The following is a 17712-nucleotide window of genomic DNA, read 5'->3' on the forward strand; positions in this document are numbered from 1 at the left end:
CCCCCCCCCCCCCCGCTCGCACAGACGTGATATGACAAAGAGCCTAGGAATCTGTACCGAATATCGAACAAAAAGTGAACATTGGTGCCGTGCATGCTTGGAAGGTCGCCACGGGAAAGGGAACTCGGTCGCATCCGGCAACTGCTCGCCGGTCTTCTCGTCGAGACGAGGTTGATCCGCCTCTCGCGAAGCCTCGCCCACAAGTACAGCCCTGACCAGCCGCGCGCGCCTGCCGGCCAGCCCGACGGTGGACGTTGGGTCGCGGAAGGCGGCGGCGCGGGCGAGCAGACAGACATCCTTGCCATCCCCGGGCCGGGGCGCTGGACCTCCCTCGCCCCGGAGGATGAGGCGACCGGCACCGGGCTCAGTCGCGAGCGCACCCTGCTCGAAGACGGATCCGAGGTCCTCACCATCCGGATCCACGCCGGGCCTCGCGCGGGCGACGAGGAGCATACCGTCACAGGGCCGGATGGTGGCAGCCGCGTTTTCGAGACCTCGGGCGACACGCAGACGATCCGGGACGGCATCACCGGCGAGATCCTGTCCCGCAGTATCTTCACCGCGACCGGCGCGGAGCCGGTCGCCACGGTCCAGCCGGCCTTTCTGCCCGCCCTGCCGGCCGCGTTCACGACCACGGTCGAACTGGCGGGCCTTCTCTTCGCTGTCCTGTCCGCTCGAAGAGAAGGGTTTGGACCTGTGCTGGGCCTGTCGGCTCAGGAATTCAGACCGGCGGTGAATGAGGGGAACGCGCCGGCTGTTTGGGTGGGATCGATAGGGATAGATGAACTCAATCGCGCTTGCCCACGCGCTGAGGAGATTCAGACAGAGACAGACCGGGCCGCTCAGCGGTTGCGACGGTCGGGCTTGCGCCTGACACCGCAGGAATTCGGGAATCTTCTGCATTACGATTTGGCTGATTTCTTCAACGCCAAGAAAGATCCGAATCTTCGCGCGGAGGTCTCGGGGGGCAGAGTTGGCGAAGTGACATACGGTGAGAAGGGCAGCGTCCGACTTGATCTCTACGAGCGAACAGTGCCCGGAACGACGTGTGTCTACGATTACAAGACCGGGCAGAAAGGTCTGTCGCCATCGCGAGCTCTGCTCCTCGCGACTGCGGCAAAGAGGTTGTTTCCAGATACACAGAGAGTTATCATTATTCAAGTGAGACCCAGAAAATGGCGACTGCAAAGCAGATTAGAGAAATCGTCAATCCTTTGCTGATGCGGCACTCCGATCTGATTTTAACCGACAGCGATCTTATCAGGATCATGCCCGTCGGTCATGTTGTTCGTCAGATCTACATCGCAAGATCGTCTCAGAAGCGCTACTTCACTCTATCTTGGCGACTGATGGAGATGTTTGGGCCTATGAACACCGGCAGGTCTCTCGGCAATTGCTATGACCTTCTCGGCAGGGCCGAACGCTTCAGGCCGGACGGCGGCGGAGGCGGAACTTGGGTCTGGGACGATCCGACGATGGCTGGGGACTTCGTCGAGCAGATGGAGCAGGATGTGCTCCCCTTCCTGCGGTCCCTCGATACGACCGAGGCAGCCCTCGGTTTTATCAAGAGCCACATTCGATCCAGCGGGCATCGAGGCTGGCACTGGTGGATCATCGCGACCATCGCTCTCGGCGAACTCGACGACGCTCGCGCCATATGGCCGGAGTACGGAGGTTCGCATCCCGCGCCCGACCCTGACGCTCCGCTGCCCTCGTGGGAGACGGAAGAGGGTCGTTGGGCACGCTACGGCGAGATCGGTCCGCCGCTCCTCGCGGACGATCGCGCCGCGCTCGCGCGGATCCTCCATCGCTGGGAGGCCGAGAACGTGCGCGGCACGGCGATCGAGCCGTACTGGACGCCGACCCCCTTCCCGCTCGAAGAAGACGCCGAGCCCGAGCAGATCTCCGCTTGAATTGTCCGGGGTTCGGCGTATATCGGTAGCCAACAGTTCTGGTTGCAGTCGTGAGGCTGCGGTTCGGGAGTGGGCCCCACCGGGCCCGCTCTTTTTTATTGCCGCAGCGCCCGACCCGGCAGCCACGTCGGAGCCCGAGAGCGCGCATGGCGGAAAGCCCCGAGAAGCGTCTGGTCAGCGAGAGCGGTATCGCCGCGCGTGTCGTGCAGGTGGTCGAGGGGCCCGTGGAGGGGCTCGGGTTCCGGATCGTGCGCGTGAAGGTCTCGAGCGCCAACGGCTGTACGGTCCAGATCATGGCCGAGCGTCCGGACGGGACCATGAGCGTGGAGGATTGCGAGGCGGTGAGCCGCGCCCTGTCACCGATCCTCGATCTCGACGATCCCGTCGGGCGGCCCTATCACCTGGAGATCTCGTCGCCAGGCATCGACCGGCCGCTGGTGCGGGCCTCCGACTTCGCGCGCTGGGCCGGCTACGAGGCAAAGCTCGAGCTCGCCGTGCCGCTCGACGGGCGCAAGCGCTTCCGCGGCATCATCGGTGCCCCGAGCCCTGACGGCGCTACCGTTCCGGTCGACCTGCCCGACGTGAAGGAGGGTCTGCCGAGCCGCTACGAGATCCCGCTCCGCAACCTCGCCGAGGCACATCTGGTGCTCACCGACGAGCTGATCCGCGAATCGCTGCGGCGCGGCTCCGCCCCGCCCCAGGAGGATTCCGACGAGGATCTGGAGGATGATCAGATCGAGGCGGACGCCCCCCACGCGGTCCGGCTCGTGCCGGCTCCGCAGCGGCCGAAGCTGAAGGAGTCGCGGCCCCCGAAGGCGCCGAAGGCCCCGAAGTCGCCGGAGCAGAAACGGAAGGCCAAGGAGGCCGTCACCAAGGCGGTGCGGCTCAAGGATTCCGGCAAGCTCCACTGAGACGAGAGATACCAGGTCCGGCGCCGGCGGCGCGGGACCGTTCGACCAACGCTTTGAGAGAAGGAACGACACCGATGGCCGTCGTCAGCGCCAACAGGCTCGAGCTTCTGCAGATCGCCGACGCGGTCGCCCGCGAGAAGGTGATCGACCGCCAGATCGTCATCGAGGCGATGGAGGAGGCGATCGCCAAGGCCGCGCGCTCCCGCTACGGCGCCGAGACCGACGTTCACGCCGAGATCGACCCGAAGACGGGCGCGCTTCGCCTCTCGCGCCACCTGCTCGTGGTCGAGCAGGTCGAGAACGACGCCCGCGAGATCACCCTGGACCAGGCCCGCCGCTACAACCCGGCTGCCCAGGTCGGCGACGTCATCTCCGACACCCTGCCGCCCTTCGATTTCGGGCGGGTGGCCGCGCAATCGGCCAAGCAGGTCATCGTCCAGAAGGTGCGCGACGCCGAGCGCGACCGCCAGTACGAGGAGTACAAGGACCGCATCGGCGAGGTCGTGAACGGCCTCGTGAAGCGCGTCGAGTACGGCAACGTGATCGTCGATCTCGGCCGCGGCGAGGGCATCGTGCGCCGCGACGAGATGATCCCGCGCGAGACCTTCCGGCCGGGCGACCGCATCCGCTCCTACCTGTTCGACGTGCGCCGCGAGGTGCGCGGGCCGCAGATCTTCCTGTCGCGCTCGCACCCGCAGTTCATGGCCAAGCTCTTCGGCCAGGAGGTGCCGGAGATCTACGACGGCATCGTCGAGGTGAAGGCGGTCGCCCGCGATCCGGGCTCGCGCGCCAAGATCGCGGTGATCTCGCGCGACGGCTCGATCGACCCGGTCGGCGCCTGCGTCGGCATGCGGGGCTCGCGCGTCCAGGCGGTCGTCGGCGAGCTGCAGGGCGAGAAGATCGACATCATCCCCTGGTCGGAGGATCAGGCGACCTTCATCGTCAACGCGCTCCAGCCCGCCGAGGTGGTGAAGGTGGTGCTCGACGAGGAGGCCGACCGCATCGAGGTGGTGGTGCCGGACGACCAGCTCTCGCTGGCGATCGGTCGGCGCGGCCAGAACGTGCGGCTCGCCTCGCAGCTCACCGGCTGGGACATCGACATCCTGACGGAGGCCGAGGAGTCGGAGCGCCGCCAGAAGGAGTTCGCGGAGCGGACCCAGGTCTTCATGGAGGCGCTCGACGTCGACGAGACGGTGGGCCAGCTCCTGGCGGCGGAAGGCTTCCGCAACGTCGAGGAGGTGGCCTACGTCGAGCCCCAGGAACTCGCCAACATCCAGGGCCTCGACGAGGAGACCGGCACCGAGATCCAGGCCCGCGCCCAGGACTACCTCGCCCGCGTCGAGTCCGAGTACGATGCCCGCCGCCAGGAACTCGGCGTCGCCGACGAGCTGCGCGAGATCGAGGGCATCACCACGCCGATGCTCGTCGCCCTCGGCGAGAACGACGTGAAGAATGTCGAGGATCTGGCCGGCTGCGCCACCGACGATCTCGTCGGCTACACCGAAGGTCGCGGCCAGGATGCCGTACGCCATGCGGGCTATCTCGACGGCTACGACGTCTCCCGCGCCGAGGCCGAGGCCATGATCATGGCCGCCCGCCTCAAGGCCGGCTGGATCGAGGCGCTGCCCGAGGAGCCGGTCGAGGAAGGTGAAGACGGGCAGACGGATGAGGCGCCCGCCGAGGCGGAGGCCTGAGGCGGTCCGGAACGCGGGAGCGACCGGCGATGACGCGAGCGCACGAGACGGGCGAATCCTCTGCTGCCGACCTCGACGCCGGCCCTCTCCGGGGCCGGCGCGGCTCGGAGCGGACCTGCATCGTCTCGCGCGCGGCCGGGAGCCCGGACGGGATGATCCGCTTCGTGCTCGGTCCCGACGGCGCGGTGGTGCCGGACCTCCGCGCACGCCTTCCGGGCCGCGGGGCCTGGGTGACGGCCCGGCGGGACGCGGTGTCCGAGGCCACGCGCCGCCGTCTGTTCCAGCGCGCGTTCCGCACGAAGACGGCCGAGGCGCCGGATGACCTCGCCGACCGGATCGCGGCGGCGCTCCGGGAGGATCTGCGCCAGGGTCTGGCGCTCGCCAACAAGGCGGGCAGCGTGGTGGCGGGTTTCGCCAAGGTCGAGGCCGCCATCGCCGATCGGCCGGGCGTCGCGGCGGTCATCCACGCCTCCGATGCCAGCGCGGATGGACGCCGCAAGATCGCCGCGGCATTGCACCGGCGGCATGGCGATGCCATATCGCGTGTACCGATCGTCGATGACCTGTCCGGCGATGAATTGGACATGGCTTTGGGTCGGGATCATGTGATACACGCTGCGCTCGTCGCAGGAGTCGGTGCGTCCGGCTGCCTGGCGCGTTGGCGTCGGTACCGTTTCTTCGAGGGCGGTGCCACGACGACTGAGGAGCCCGACCCCGCCCGCGACGGCGAGATCGACTCCGATCTGCCTGACGACGATGTGACGGATCTGGCCGGCACCGGGACGGTTGCCGGTGGACGGGACGATGGAAACCCTCAGGGTTTGGGCTGAATGAGCGATACGAACAATCCGGGAGACAAGACTCTGACGAAAGCACCCTCGAAGCCGCTGTCCTTGAAGCGTCCGATCGAGCAGGGCACCGTCCGTCAGAGCTTCTCCCACGGCCGCTCCAAGCAGGTCGTGGTCGAGACGGTGAAGCGCCGGGTGATCGGTGCGGCCCCCGGCACCGCCGCCCCGCGCGAAGCCGCGCCTGCCGGCCGTCCCGCGCCCGCGGCACCGGCCGCGTCCGCGCGTCCCGCCGCGGCGCCGCAGCGGTCGTCGTCTGGCGTAGTGCTGCGCACACTGAGCGAGCAGGAGCGCGACGCCCGCGCCGCTGCCCTCGCCGACGCGCAGCGCCGCGAGCAGGACGCCCGCCGTCATGCCGAGGACGAGGCCCGCCTTCGCCGCGAGCGCGAGGCTGCCGAGCAGCGGGAGCGTGAAGCCGCGGAGCAGCGCAAGCGCGACGAGGAGAGCCGCCGTCGCCAGGAGGACGAGCTGCGCCGCCGCGCCACGGAGGAGGCCCTCCGCCGCACGGACGCCGAGGCGCCCCGTGCCCCGGCTCCTCCGCCCGCCGCTGCTCCTGCAGCTCCCGCCGCGCCCGCTCAGCCGACCCCCGCAGCGGTCGCGCCGCCGGCTCCGGCCGCTCCGCAGCCCGCAGCTGCCGCCCCCGCGCGTCCGGCGGCCGCTCCGGCGCCGCGCTCTGCTGCGCCGCGTCCGGCCGTGACCGCGCCGCGCCCGGCCTCGGCGCCCGTCGCCCGCACGCCGATCACCCCGCGGCCCCCGGCCGGCGAGCCCCGCCGGACCATCACGGCCGACGTGCGCAAGCCGCGCGACCTCAGCTTCATGGCGCGGCCCGCGCCGGCACCGGAGCCCGAAAAGGCGCCGACGGCCGCCACCGCCGCCCGTCCCGCGGGTGCGACCGCCGCCGCGCGGCCCGCCGGCCGACCTGCCGTCGCGGCCGAGGAGGAGGGTGACACCAAGCGGGTGATCCGGCGGCCCGGCATGCCGCTCAAAATCATCACGCCGCCGAAGACCCCCCGCTCGCCGGGCGGCGATCGCAACCGCGGCCGCCTGACGATCGCCAACGCGACCGCTGGCGAGGAGGAGCGTACGCGCTCCGTCGCCTCCTTCCGCCGCCGCCAGCAGCGGATGAGCGGCCACCGGCAGGTGGAGCAGAAGGAGAAGATCGCCCGCGAGGTGACGATTCCCGAGACGATCACGATCCAGGAACTCGCCAACCGCATGTCGGAGCGGGCGGTCGACGTGATCCGCCTGCTGATGAAGCAGGGCCAGATCCACAAGATCACCGACGTGATCGACTCGGATACCGCCCAGCTCATCGCCGAGGAGCTCGGCCACACGGTGCGCCGCGTCGCCGAGTCGGACGTCGAGGAAGGCCTCGTCTCGGACGAGCCGGACTTCGAGGAGGATCTCGATCCGCGTCCGCCGGTCGTGACCATCATGGGCCACGTCGATCACGGCAAGACCTCGCTGCTCGACGCGATCCGCAAGGCGAACGTCGTCTCGGGCGAGGCCGGCGGCATCACCCAGCACATCGGCGCCTACCAGGTGGCGGCGCCGTCCGGCGATCTCATCACCTTCATCGACACGCCCGGCCACGCGGCCTTCACCTCCATGCGCGCCCGCGGCGCCAAGGTGACGGACATCGTCGTGATCGTGGTGGCGGCCGATGACGGCGTGATGCCCCAGACCGTCGAGGCGATTCAGCACGCCAAGGCGGCCGGCGTCCCGATGATCATCGCGATCAACAAGATCGACAAGGCGGACGCGAACCCGCAGCGGGTCCGCACCGAGCTGCTGCAGCACGACATCCAAGTCGAGTCGATGGGCGGCGAGACCCTGGAGTTCGAGGTCTCCGCCAAGACCGGCGACGGCTTGCCGGACCTGCTCGAGGGCCTGCAGCTCCAGGCCGAGATCATGAACCTGCGCGCCAACGAGAAGCGCGACGGCGAGGGCACCGTCATCGAGGCGCAGCTCGACCGCGGCCGCGGCCCGGTGGCGACCGTGCTCGTGCAGCGCGGCACCCTGTTCACCGGCGACATCGTGGTCGCGGGTGCGGAGTGGGGCCGCGTGCGCGCCCTGATCGACGACAAGGGCGAGAACATCCAGTACGCCGGCCCCTCGGTGCCGGTGGAGGTTCTCGGCTTCAACGGCACGCCGGACGCGGGCGACCGCGTCATCGTCGTGGCGAACGAGGCCCGCGCCCGCGAGGTCACGGAGTACCGCGCCCGCATCAAGCGCGAGCGGCTCGCGGCCCGCACCGGCGGCGCCAACCGCTCGCTCGTCGACATGATGCGCGATCTCAAGGAAGGTGCCGGCCGCAAGGAACTGCCGATCCTCATCAAGGGCGACGTCCAGGGCTCGGTCGAGGCGATCTCCGGTGCGCTGGAGAAGCTCGGCAACGACGAGGTCTCGGCGCGCATCCTCCTCGCGGGTGTCGGCGGCATCACCGAGTCCGACATCACCCTGGCGCAGGCCTCGAAGGCCGTCGTCATCGGCTTCAACGTGCGCGCCCACAAGGAAGCGCGCGAGGCGGCCGAGCGGGCGGGCATCGAGATCCGCTACTACAACATCATCTACGACCTCGTGGACGACATCAAAGCCACGATGTCCGGCCTGCTGCCGCCGACGCTGCGCGAGGAGCGACTGGGCGAGGCGCTGATCCAGGAGATCTTCGAGGTCTCCAAGGTCGGCAAGGTCGCGGGCTGCCGCGTCACGGAGGGCGTGGTGGAGCGCGGTGCGCATGTCCGCCTGATCCGCGACAACGTCGTGATCCACGAGGGCAAGCTCAAGACGCTCAAGCGCTTCAAGGACGACGCGAAGGAAGTCACGTCGGGCCAGGAATGCGGCATGGCGTTCGAGAACTACGAGAACATGCGCGCGGGCGACACGATCGAGTGCTACCGCGTCGAGGAGATCCGCCGCAGCCTCTGAGGCGACGGCTCCCGGTTCCTATCCAGGGCGCGGCCTTCGCGGGCCGCGCCCTTCTCGTGTGCGGGCGAGCGTACGAGACCGGACGCGCCCTTAACGTTGATGTTCGATTCGTCGGGGCAGGATCGGGCACCGCCCTGTTCAGGTGCATCTGCACAGCTTAGCTTCGGTCTTCATTGATACAGCCAAGTCGAGGCGGCCCGTTGTGCCGCGGGGGCACGGAGCGATGCTGAATTCCTACGTCATTCGCCGGGCGCTCTCGGATGGCAAGTACCGCAAGATTTTCGTGGAGCGCCTCTCCGAACCGCTGCACCTCAACCTGATCGCCCTCGGCGTCGCCCTGTTCGGCAGCTACCGGGCGAAGGTCGCCTTCGACCTGATGGTGCGCCAGCAATACGCCTTCCCGATCCTGTTCGCCGCCGAGGAGGCGAAGAAGCGCGGACTTTCCCGCATCACGGTCCTCGAGTTCGGGGTCGCGGCCGGTGCCGGCCTCCTCAACATGTGCGACCTGGCGCGGCGCACCGAGGCGGCGACCGGCATCGCCATCGACGTGGTCGGTTTCGACACGGGTGCCGGTATGCCGCCCGCGATCGATTATCGCGACATGCCGGAGTATTTCCAGGAGGGCGATTTCCCGATGGATTTCGAGGCTCTGCGCCGGGCCCTGCCTGGCCGCTGCCGCCTCGTGATCGGCGATGCCGAGACGACGATCCCTGCGTTCCTGGCCTCCGTCACGGACGAGGCGCCGATCGGGTTCGTGTCGGTCGACGTCGACTATTACTCCTCCGCCGTGAAGGTGCTGACGGTGCTCGACGGGCGACCCGAGCAGTACCTGCCGCTCGTGCCGGTCTATCTCGACGACGTGAGCATGGACGGTGCCAACCCTTGGAACGGCGAGCTTCTCGCCGTCTCGGAGTTCAACGCGGATCATCCCCTGCGCAAGATCGCGCCGTTCAACGTCCTGCGCTCGAAGCGGGTCTTCAAGAACGCCGGCTGGATCGACCGCATGTTCGCGGCGCATATCCACGATCACCCGGCTCGCACGCCCGCGACGGCAAAACGTGCGCAGCAGGCCTATATCCCGAACGAGTATTTGCGCTAAAGGAGGCGCCTTCGCACGGCGCCCGCTGTCCGGATGGAGCCCTACGCCAGGGCTGCCGACGAGGGGCCGCTGGCGACCCATGCTCCGGCGATGTTCGGCAGGTGGAGGGACCGGTCCCGGTCGCAGGCCCCGATGGGGTTGGCGGCGGGAGGGCGGTCCCTGCACCCGTTGCAGCCTTCGCCTCTCGAACCGCGTTGAACGACCCGATGGCCCAGAAACAGCAGAGCGCCGGTCCCTCTCAGCGCCAGCAGCGCGTGGCGGAACTGGTGCGGCACGCCCTCGCCGAGGTGCTCCAGCGCGGCGACATCCAGGATCCGGTGCTCGGCACGCATGTCGTCACGGTGCCGGAGGTCCGCATGTCGCCGGACCTCAAGCTCGCCACGGCCTACGTCATGCCGCTCGGCGGCCAGGACGAGGCGCCGGTGATCGCGGCGCTGGAGCGCCACCGCAAGGTCCTCCGCCAGGAGGTCGCCCGGCGCGTGAACCTGAAATACGCGCCGGAACTCCGCTTCCGCCGCGACGAGACCTTCGACGAGGCGGCCCGGATCGATGCGCTCCTGCGCAGCGAGAAGGTGCAGCGCGACCTCGATACGAGCCCGCAACCGGGGTCCGAGGGCGAACCCGAGGCCGAGTCCGGGCATTGATCCGGACGCGCCCGGACGAACTTTCATCGATCTGAAACGCTGGACGGCGCGGCGAGGCCCGGTTCGAATCCGGGGCCGGAGCGGCCGAACCGTCATCGACCGAGGATTCCATGACCGACGTTCCGCCCATCGAGCGCCAGAACCCCGCGCCCGAGACGATGCGCCCCAGCGACCGCCGCCCCGTGGACGGGCGTCGCCCGCCCCGCACCGGGCCTCGGCCGGATCGGCCGAAGAAGCGCGACGTCAGCGGCTGGGTCATCCTCGACAAGGGTGTCGGCATGACCTCGACCCACGCGGTCGCGGTGGTCAAGCGCGCCTTCAACGCCAAGAAGGCGGGCCATGCGGGCACGCTCGACCCGCTCGCCTCCGGCATCCTGCCGATCGCGCTCGGCGAGGCGACGAAGACGGTGCCCTTCGTCATGGACGGCCGCAAGGCGTACCGCTTCACCGTGGCCTGGGGCGTCGAGACCGACACGGACGACGCGGAGGGCCGCCCCGTCGCGACGAGCGAGGCGCGCCCGAGCCGCGAGGCCGTCGAGGCCGCGCTCCCGAACTTCATCGGCGCGATCGAGCAGGTGCCGCCGCGCTTCTCCGCCATCAAGATCGCGGGCGAGCGCGCCTACGACCTCGCCCGAGACGGCGAGGTGGTTGAGCTGACGGCGCGGCCGGTGCAGATCGATCACCTCTCGGTGGTGGAGCACGCGGAGGGGCGCACGGTGATCTCGGCCGAGTGCGGCAAGGGTACCTATGTTCGGGCGCTCGCCCGCGACCTCGGCCGCATGCTCGGCTGCTACGGGCACGTCGCCGCACTTCGGCGCACGCGGGTCGGGCCCTTCTCGGAGGCCGAGTCCTGTCAGGTCTCGGCGCTCGAAGCGGCGGGGCCGGAGGGCAACGCGGCGCATCTGCGGCCGGTTGAGACGGCCCTCGACGCGATTCCCTCGGTGACGATTTCGCGGGACATGGCGCTGCGTCTGATGCGCGGTCAGCCGGTGATCCTGCGCGGACGCGATGCGCCGACCGAGGGCAAGGTGTTCGCGACCTGCGGCGGCATCCTGGTCGCGGTCGGCGATGTCGAGCAGGGCGAGCTGGTGCCGCACCGGGTGTTCCACCTCGGCGGAACGGGCGGCCGGTAACGCAGGCTCGTCGATGGCCTCATCCTCCCGGAACGCGCTTCGAGAACCGGAGAGGTTCAGCTCCGGCATGCGTCCGTGCGCTTCAGCCGCTGTCCCCGGCCTGTCGCCGCGCCTCCGCCTCCCGGTCGCGCCGAATGCTGCGCCTGAGCCGCACGAGCTGCCAGAGAGCGGCGCCGAGCGCGAGTGCGAAGACGAGACCGATATCGAGCGCGGCGAAGAGCGAATCACTCACGGGGCACTCTCGCGCGCCAGCGCCTCCCGCTCGCGCAGGGTCTCGATCATGTCGAGCACGCGCACGACCTGACCGGCGATGTCCCACCAGCCGGGCGTGGCCGCCGGCGCCGGCACCGCCGCGACGGCGGCGACCAGGAAGGCCGTCTCCGGAAGGCAGGGCGCCGAGATGCCTGCAGCGGACCGCGGAACGGCCGCCCGCAGCAGGAGCGTTGCCTTGCGCCGGCCGGGGACGCGGGCGCGCCCGCTCACCGAATCGAGTCCGGCGCGCTCGATCTCCCGGCCGATCTCCGCGTAGATCAGGCGCGCCGCGCGGATCGCGGGGCGGCAGCCCGCCGGGAGCGCCCCGATCCCCGCCTCCGAGCGTGCGTAGAGGACTTCGGCAGCCTCCAGCAGGCGCGTGACCAGTCTGCTGAGCGCCGGGCTCGCTGCGGGCGCGGCCAGGAAGGCGTCCGGATCGATGCCCTCTTCCGCGAGCCACCGCAGCGGCAGGTAGAGGCGGCCGGCGCGGGCGTCCTCGCCAACGTCGCGGGCGATGTTGGTGAGCTGCATCGCCACGCCGAGGTCGCAGGCCCGCGCCAGGGCGTCGGCTTCACGCACGCCCATGATCAGGGTCATCATGGCCCCGACCGAGGAGGCGACCCGCGCGCCATAGGCGCAGAGGTCGGAGAGGGTCTCGTAGCGGCGCCCGCCCGCGTCCCAGGCGAGCCCGTCGAGGAGCGCCTCCGGCAGGGCCCGCGGGATCGCGTGTGCGACGACGATGTCGGCGAGCGCCCGGTCGGCCGGGTTGTCGGCGGGCTCGCCGGCGTAAGCCCGCGCGAGCCTTGCCTGGAGCCGGGCGACCGCAGCGGCGGATGTGCCGGGCCGGGCCTCGTCCACCGCATCGTCCGAGTGGCGGCAGAACGCGTAGAGCCCGTAGGCTGCGCGCCGCGTGCGCGGCGGCAGCAGCAGCGAGGCGGCGTAGAAGCTGCGCGAGCCCGCGCGGATCGATGCCCGGCAGGCGGCGTGGTCGCCCTCGCTCGCGAAAGGCTCCGCCGAGGGCTCGGCGATGTCAGGCGAAGACGCGCGCATCCGGCACCACCCGATCGAGGACCTTGGCCGAGGAAAGCACGCCGGGAAGCCCGGCGCCCGGATGGGTGCCGGCCCCGACGAGGAAGAGATTTCGCACGTCCTCGGACGCGTTGTGCGGCCGGAACCAGGCCGACTGCGTGAGGAGGGGCTCCAGGCCGAACCCGGAGCCGCGGAAGCTCAGGAAATCGTCGGCGAAATCGCGCGGCGTCGTCAGTCTTGAGGTCACCAGCGCTTCCGACAGGCCGGGCAGCAGGCTCGCTTCCAGGTGCTCGGCGATGCGCCGGCGATACGGCTCGGCGCAGGTGCTCCAGTCCTGCCCGCCGGCGAGGTTCGGCACCGGTGAGAGCACGTAGAAGGCGTCGTGGCCGGGCGGGGCCAGCAGCGGGTCAGTCGCGGTCGGCCGATGCAGATACAGGCTGAAATCCTCGGCCAGCAGCTTGCGCCCGAAGATGTCGGCGATGAGCTCGCGGTAGCGCGGCCCCATCAGGATCGTGTGGTGGGCCACGTCCGGGTATTTGCGCCGGGTGCCGAAGTACCAGACGAACAGGCCCATCGAGGAGCTCGCGCTCTCGATCCGCGCGTCGCTCCAGCGGCGGCGCGCCTGCGGCGGCAGCAGCCGGCGATAGGTGAAGGCCGAGTCGGCGTTCGAGACCACGATGTCGGCGTCGATCACCTCGCCCGATGCCAGCCGGACGCCGACCGCTCGGGAACCCTCCAGGCGGATCTCCGCCACCTCCGCGCCGCAGCGCAGCTGCCCCCCCTGCCCTCGGATCAGCCCTGCCAGCCCATCGACGAGGCGACCGGTGCCGCCCATCGCGAAATGGACGCCCCAGCGCCGCTCCAGATGCGCGATCAGGCAGTAGATGGCGCTCGCCCGAAAGGGGCTGCCGCCGATCAGCAGCGGGTGGAAGCTGAAGATGGTGCGCAGCCGCTCGTCGCGGATGTGGCGAGCGACCTCGCGGTAGACGCTGCGGTGGCCGCCGAGGCGGATGAGGTCCGGCGCGATCCGCAGCATGTCCCGAACGCTGCCGAACGGCACGTGGCCGAGTTCCTCGAAGCCGACGCGGCAGATCTCGCGGCTGCGTGCCATGAACCGCTCGTATCCGGGTACGTCGGCACGCGAGAACCGCGCCACCTCGGCGCGCATGGCCGCCTCGTCGCCGCTGTAGTCGAAGGTGGCGCCGTCCTCGAAGCGGATGCGGTAGAACGGCGTCATCGGCACGAGGTGCACGTCGTCGGAAAGGCTCCGCCCGCACAGAGCCCACAGCTCCTCGAACAGGAAGGGTGCGGTGACGATGGTCGGGCCCGCGTCGAAGGTGAAACCATCCTGGCGGTGTACCCGCGCCCGACCGCCGAGCTGGCCGAGCCGTTCGAGCACCGTGACCCGATAGCCCCGCGCTCCGAGCCGCACAGCCGCCGCGAGCCCGCCGAAGCCGCTGCCGATGACGAGCGCGCGGGGGCGACGTTCGAGGCCGCCTCTGTCATAATTAATGGACCGATCGATCGTCAGCATTGTTGGACAGTAAGGTTGCAGAGAGGTCGGTGGCAAGGCGGTTGGCTGAACGGCCGTGCTCAGGCCGCCGGATCCTCCTCGTGGATGATGCCGGCCGCCTCGGCCTCTTGAAAAATCGTCTCGGCGACGCGCTCCGGCGCCTCCTCATGGGCAAGGTGGCCGAGGCCGCGTATCAGTTCCACGCGCGCGTCCGCCAGCCGGTCGCGCACGGCGAAGGCCGTCTCGGGCAGGATCGCCCGGTCCTCGCTCCCGACGACGAGGAGGGCGCGGGGCTTCAGCGCGGGCAAGTCGCGGTCGAGAGCGTCGAGGTTCCAGTTCGCCATCATGCCGAGGGCGCCCGCGATGTGGCCGGGCTTGCGGAACAGGCGCCGGTAGAGATCGAGCCCGTCCCCGTCGAGGCGGGAGCCGGTGCCCCGGATCAGGCGCTCGACGGCGGCACGGTCGGCCGACCACGCGAAGATGCGCGGCGTCACCGGGTTCAGGAACAGCATCCGGGCCATCCCGGGGAAGACGAGGCCGGCCATGCCGGGGAAGGGCTTGAGGGCGCCGTTCAGCGCCACGAGGAGACGGGGGGCGAGGCCGCCGTCGAGGCAGGCGCGGGCGAGGATCGCGGCGCCGGCCGAGTGGCCGACGACGACGGCCGGCGCGCAGCCGACCGCCTCGGCGAGCCCGATGATCGCCGCCGCCATGCCGGGCAGTGACAGGCGCCTGTCCGGCAGCGGATCCGTGAAGCCGTGACCCGGCAGGTCCGGGGCCACCACGCGGAAGCGCTCGGCGAGGCGCGGCATCAGCCCGCGCCAGGAATGGGTCGCGGCGCCGGTGCCGTGAACGAGCAGGAGCGCGGGCGCGCCCTCCGGGCCGAGTTCCTGCACGTGCCAGGCCAGCCCGGCGGCCCTGACGAAGCGGCTCGCGCCGCGGTTCGGCCAGTCGCGGCCCTCCGCATCCCAGAGCGGTCGATCCTCCCGGTAATGGACCATGGCGGCTCCGGCACTCACGAGGCCACCGCGCGCACCGCGGCGCCGAGTCTCGCGGCGTCGGCCTGCGGCAGAGGCAGGTAGCGCGCGGCCATCGCCTCCGCGAGGCGCCGCGCCGTCTCCGAGGGCCGGGCGGCGGTGTCGACGAGGAGAGCGGGCAGCCCCTCGCTGCGGAAGGCGCGCGCGGCCGCTAGCGCGTCCTCGCCCGCCCGCCCCCGGCCGGGCTCACCGGAGCGGGCGACGTTCGCCCGCCCGTCCGTCAGGAGCACGACGAGAGGCGAGCCGCCGCCACGCCGCACGGAGAGCGCGAGCAGGAGCGCCGCGTCGAGGCCGGCCGCGAGCGGCGTGCCGCCGCCTCCGGGCAGGCCGGCCAGCCCGCGCTTGGCCCGCACCAGCGAGCGCGTCGGCGGCAGGACGATGTCCGCCCCGGCGCCGCGGAACGCCAGGAGGGCAACCCGGTCGCGCCGGGCATAGGATTCGGCGAGCAGGCCCTCGACGGCGCCCTTGGCCTCCGCCAGCCGCTCGATGGCCGCAGAGCCGGACGCGTCGACGGCGAAGATCGTGGTGGTCTCGCTGCGTCTGCGGAAGCGCGCAACGCGGATATCGTCGCCGCGGATGACGATCGGCTGCTGCGGGCGCCGTGCAGAAGCGCGTAGCTTCTGCCAGGGAGCGGCGGCCCGCAGGGTTGCCACGAGATCGAGGCGGCCGCGGCGCGGGTCGCCCGCCCGGCTGCCCTCGCGGCGCCCTGCCCGGTCCGAGGCGGCCCGGGATCCCGCGCGGCCGGCCGAGGCGTTGCGGACGCGGCCCGCCGCCAGGAGGGCGAGGAGCCCGGGCGGGAGCGCGGCGCGGACAGCCTCCAGTACCACGTCGTCGAGGGCGCGGTCGGCACCGTCCTGCCCGTCCTCCGGCGCATCGTCCGGCCGCTCCGATCGCTCCGGCGGCGGAGGCGCGGCCTCCGGGATGCGCGTCGCGCGGGGGGCGAGGACGAGCCGGGCGGCCTCGACGATGTGGGCCTCGCCCGGCTCGGCCGCGCCGTCGCGCAGGGCCGCGAGGCGGGCGACCCTGAGCGCGAGGATCGGCGCGCGCAGCGAGTCGACGCCGAGGGCGGCAGCAGCGGAGCAGAGGGCTTCGACGGCGCGCACGGTATCAGGATCCGGCGCGATGATCTCGGTGGCGGTGGCCCCCTCGCCTTCCGGCGCGATGTCGCGGATGCCGACCGTCTCGAGATCGATACGGAAGGCGAGGCGGTCGAGGAGCGCGTCGGGCGGCGCCTCGTCCGCCTCTCCCTCGTCGAGAAGGATCAGGCCGAACCGGGCCGGCAGACAGACGTCGAGCCCCTCTCGTGCGAGAGCGGCGATGCCCGTGTCGAGGCAGGCGGCGAGGCGGGCCGCGGTGCCCGCGTCGAGGCGCTCGGCCATCGGCACGATCAGGACGCCGCCATGGGCCTCCGCGAGCAATCCGCGCTGCAGGACGGGGCGGCCGGCACCGAGCGTCGCGGGCAGGTCGAGACCGCCGAGGAGGCGATCGTCGGCGATGGCCACCGGCATCCGCCGGACGGGGCTGCCCGTGCCGAGTGCGGCGCGGAACGCGGCCAGCCACGCCTCGCGCACCGGACCGGGCCGGGCCCGCAGCCGGACGCCGCCGCAGCCGTGCGGGTCGGCGGCCAGCAGCGCGGCGACCCGCAGGGCGATCGTCCAGGCCGCCCGGCCGGCCTCCGGCTCGGGCGGCGCGCTCACGGCAGCACCTCTGCCACGGCGCGGGCGACCCGGGCGGTCGAACCCGCCTCGTCGAGGGGATTGCGGCGCAGCCGGTGCCGCAGGGAGGCGGGCGCCACGGCACGGATCTCGTCGATTCCGACGCGCTCTCGGCCGTCGAGGGCGGCGAGCGCCCTGGCGGCGCGCATCAGGGTCAGCTCGCCGCGCAGGCCGTCCGTGCCGAGGGCGAGGCAGAGGCGGGCCGCGGCCTCTAGGCTCGCGTCCGGCACGACGACGTCCGCGACGCGGGCCCGTGCCGCCGTGATCCGCCGCCGGAGCGCCTTCTCGGCGCCGGCATGCGCGGCGGCAAAGCCGGTGGGGTCGCGCTCGAAGGCGTCGCGGCGGCGCACCACCTCGATCCGCGTCGGGATGTCGGTCGGCGTCGTCACCTCGACGGCGAGGCCGAAACGGTCGAGGAGCTGGGGCCGCAGCTCGCCCTCCTCCGGATTGCCGCTGCCGACGAGCACGAAGCGGGCCGGGTGGCGCAGGCTCAGACCCTCGCGCTCGACGGTGTTGACGCCGGAGGCGGCGACGTCGAGCAAGAGGTCCACGAGGTGATCCTCCAGGAGGTTCACCTCGTCGATGTAGAGGAAGCCGCGGTTGGCGCGGGCGAGGAGCCCGGGCTCGAACGCCTTGATGCCGGCGGCGAGCGCCCGCTCGAGGTCGAGGGCACCGACCACCCTGTCCTCGGTGGCGCCGAGCGGCAGGTCGACGACGGGCACCGGGACCAAGCGTCCCTGGCGCACGAGGCCGGCGGCGCAGTGCGGGCAGGCGGCAGCCGGGGCGGCCGGATCGCAGGAATAGGGGCAGCCTGCCACCGCGCGCATCGGCGGCAGCAGGGCCGCGAGCGCCCGGATCGCGGTCGACTTGCCGGTGCCCCTGTCGCCGAGCGCGAGCACGCCGCCGATGCTCGGGTCGACGGCCGCGATGAGCAGAGCCCGCTTCATCTCGTCCTGCCCGACGATCGCCGAGAAGGGGAAGGCCGGCGTCGCCTCCTCCGCG

The 17712-nt window shown here is 71.3% G+C and carries 15 protein-coding genes; 9 read left to right on the forward strand and 6 right to left on the reverse strand.

What is annotated here, in order from left to right; translation table 11 throughout:
- The first annotated feature begins 171 nt into the window (after positions 1-171).
- From MOX02_RS00225 to truB, 9 genes are all read left to right on the forward strand, one after another.
- Complete coding sequence (locus tag MOX02_RS00225) at positions 172-1221, forward strand: hypothetical protein (protein WP_147023691.1); 1050 nt, start codon at positions 172-174, stop codon at positions 1219-1221.
- The gene (locus MOX02_RS00230; protein ID WP_147023692.1) at positions 1176-1913 is read left to right on the forward strand and encodes a hypothetical protein; all 738 of its coding nucleotides are present in this window, start codon (positions 1176-1178) and stop codon (positions 1911-1913) included. The genes MOX02_RS00225 and MOX02_RS00230 overlap by 46 nt, the downstream gene beginning before the upstream one ends.
- A 146-nt stretch (positions 1914-2059) precedes the next feature.
- Positions 2060-2824, forward strand: coding sequence for a ribosome maturation factor RimP (gene rimP, locus MOX02_RS00235; RefSeq protein ID WP_147023693.1), 765 nt, complete (start codon positions 2060-2062; stop codon positions 2822-2824).
- Positions 2825-2898: 74 nt separating this feature from the next.
- Positions 2899-4518 (forward strand): transcription termination factor NusA, encoded by a 1620-nt coding sequence (gene nusA / locus MOX02_RS00240; RefSeq protein WP_147023694.1) that lies wholly within the window; start codon positions 2899-2901, stop codon positions 4516-4518.
- A 29-nt stretch (positions 4519-4547) separates the two neighbouring features.
- Positions 4548-5348 carry an RNA-binding protein gene (locus MOX02_RS00245; protein WP_147023695.1) on the forward strand — a complete coding sequence of 267 codons (801 nt, stop codon included), beginning with the start codon at positions 4548-4550 and terminating at the stop codon, positions 5346-5348.
- A complete protein-coding gene (infB, locus tag MOX02_RS00250; protein WP_147023696.1) occupies positions 5349-8291 on the forward strand; it encodes a translation initiation factor IF-2 in 2943 nt (980 codons plus the stop codon).
- A gap of 223 nt (positions 8292-8514) precedes the next feature.
- Complete coding sequence (locus tag MOX02_RS00255; protein WP_147023697.1) at positions 8515-9390, forward strand: class I SAM-dependent methyltransferase; 876 nt, start codon at positions 8515-8517, stop codon at positions 9388-9390.
- A gap of 206 nt (positions 9391-9596) precedes the next feature.
- Positions 9597-10034 carry a 30S ribosome-binding factor RbfA gene (rbfA, locus tag MOX02_RS00260; RefSeq protein ID WP_147023698.1) on the forward strand — a complete coding sequence of 146 codons (438 nt, stop codon included), beginning with the start codon at positions 9597-9599 and terminating at the stop codon, positions 10032-10034.
- A gap of 110 nt (positions 10035-10144) precedes the next feature.
- Positions 10145-11167: a tRNA pseudouridine(55) synthase TruB gene (gene truB / locus MOX02_RS00265; RefSeq protein WP_147023699.1), complete on the forward strand. Its 1023-nt coding sequence runs from the start codon at positions 10145-10147 to the stop codon at positions 11165-11167.
- Positions 11168-11249: 82 nt separating this feature from the next.
- On the opposite strand, the gene MOX02_RS30915 is transcribed toward truB, so the two are convergent.
- Genes MOX02_RS30915 through bchI form a run of 6 tightly spaced genes read right to left on the reverse strand, consistent with a single transcriptional unit; the run spans position 11250 to position 17657 of the window.
- Positions 11250-11399, reverse strand: coding sequence for a hypothetical protein (locus MOX02_RS30915; protein WP_170267585.1), 150 nt, complete (start codon positions 11397-11399; stop codon positions 11250-11252).
- Complete coding sequence (locus MOX02_RS00270) at positions 11396-12469, reverse strand: phytoene/squalene synthase family protein (RefSeq protein WP_147023700.1); 1074 nt, start codon at positions 12467-12469, stop codon at positions 11396-11398. Before MOX02_RS00270 ends, MOX02_RS30915 begins: the two co-directional genes overlap by 4 nt.
- Complete coding sequence (locus tag MOX02_RS00275; RefSeq protein ID WP_147023701.1) at positions 12450-13982, reverse strand: phytoene desaturase; 1533 nt, start codon at positions 13980-13982, stop codon at positions 12450-12452. The genes MOX02_RS00270 and MOX02_RS00275 overlap by 20 nt, the downstream gene beginning before the upstream one ends.
- A 59-nt stretch (positions 13983-14041) precedes the next feature.
- Positions 14042-14959, reverse strand: a complete 918-nt coding sequence (bchO, locus tag MOX02_RS00280) for an alpha/beta fold hydrolase BchO (protein ID WP_147023702.1) — start codon at positions 14957-14959, stop codon at positions 14042-14044.
- 14 nt (positions 14960-14973) lie between these two features.
- A complete protein-coding gene (locus MOX02_RS00285) occupies positions 14974-16692 on the reverse strand; it encodes a magnesium chelatase subunit D (RefSeq protein ID WP_174804859.1) in 1719 nt (572 codons plus the stop codon).
- The gene (gene bchI / locus MOX02_RS00290; RefSeq protein ID WP_238179032.1) at positions 16689-17657 is read right to left on the reverse strand and encodes a magnesium chelatase ATPase subunit I; all 969 of its coding nucleotides are present in this window, start codon (positions 17655-17657) and stop codon (positions 16689-16691) included. The genes MOX02_RS00285 and bchI overlap by 4 nt, the downstream gene beginning before the upstream one ends.
- Positions 17658-17712 lie beyond the last annotated feature (55 nt).

Origin of the sequence: Methylobacterium oxalidis, from assembly GCF_007992195.1 — a bacterium.
GTDB lineage: Bacteria > Pseudomonadota > Alphaproteobacteria > Rhizobiales > Beijerinckiaceae > Methylobacterium > Methylobacterium oxalidis.

Excerpts from the sequence above, each read along its gene's own strand:
- MOX02_RS00275 (WP_147023701.1), bottom strand. The coding sequence starts at position 13,982 with ATGCTGACGATCGATCGGTCCATTAATTATGACAGAGGCGGCCTCGAA.
- MOX02_RS00255 (WP_147023697.1), top strand. The coding sequence starts at position 8,515 with ATGCTGAATTCCTACGTCATTCGCCGGGCGCTCTCGGATGGCAAGTAC.
- bchO (WP_147023702.1), bottom strand. The coding sequence starts at position 14,959 with ATGGTCCATTACCGGGAGGATCGACCGCTCTGGGATGCGGAGGGCCGC.
- MOX02_RS00230 (WP_147023692.1), top strand. The coding sequence starts at position 1,176 with ATGGCGACTGCAAAGCAGATTAGAGAAATCGTCAATCCTTTGCTGATG.
- MOX02_RS00270 (WP_147023700.1), bottom strand. The coding sequence starts at position 12,469 with ATGCGCGCGTCTTCGCCTGACATCGCCGAGCCCTCGGCGGAGCCTTTC.
- rbfA (WP_147023698.1), top strand. The coding sequence starts at position 9,597 with ATGGCCCAGAAACAGCAGAGCGCCGGTCCCTCTCAGCGCCAGCAGCGC.
- bchI (WP_238179032.1), bottom strand. The coding sequence starts at position 17,657 with ATGAAGCGGGCTCTGCTCATCGCGGCCGTCGACCCGAGCATCGGCGGC.
- truB (WP_147023699.1), top strand. The coding sequence starts at position 10,145 with ATGACCGACGTTCCGCCCATCGAGCGCCAGAACCCCGCGCCCGAGACG.
- MOX02_RS00245 (WP_147023695.1), top strand. The coding sequence starts at position 4,548 with ATGACGCGAGCGCACGAGACGGGCGAATCCTCTGCTGCCGACCTCGAC.
- rimP (WP_147023693.1), top strand. The coding sequence starts at position 2,060 with ATGGCGGAAAGCCCCGAGAAGCGTCTGGTCAGCGAGAGCGGTATCGCC.
- nusA (WP_147023694.1), top strand. The coding sequence starts at position 2,899 with ATGGCCGTCGTCAGCGCCAACAGGCTCGAGCTTCTGCAGATCGCCGAC.
- infB (WP_147023696.1), top strand. The coding sequence starts at position 5,349 with ATGAGCGATACGAACAATCCGGGAGACAAGACTCTGACGAAAGCACCC.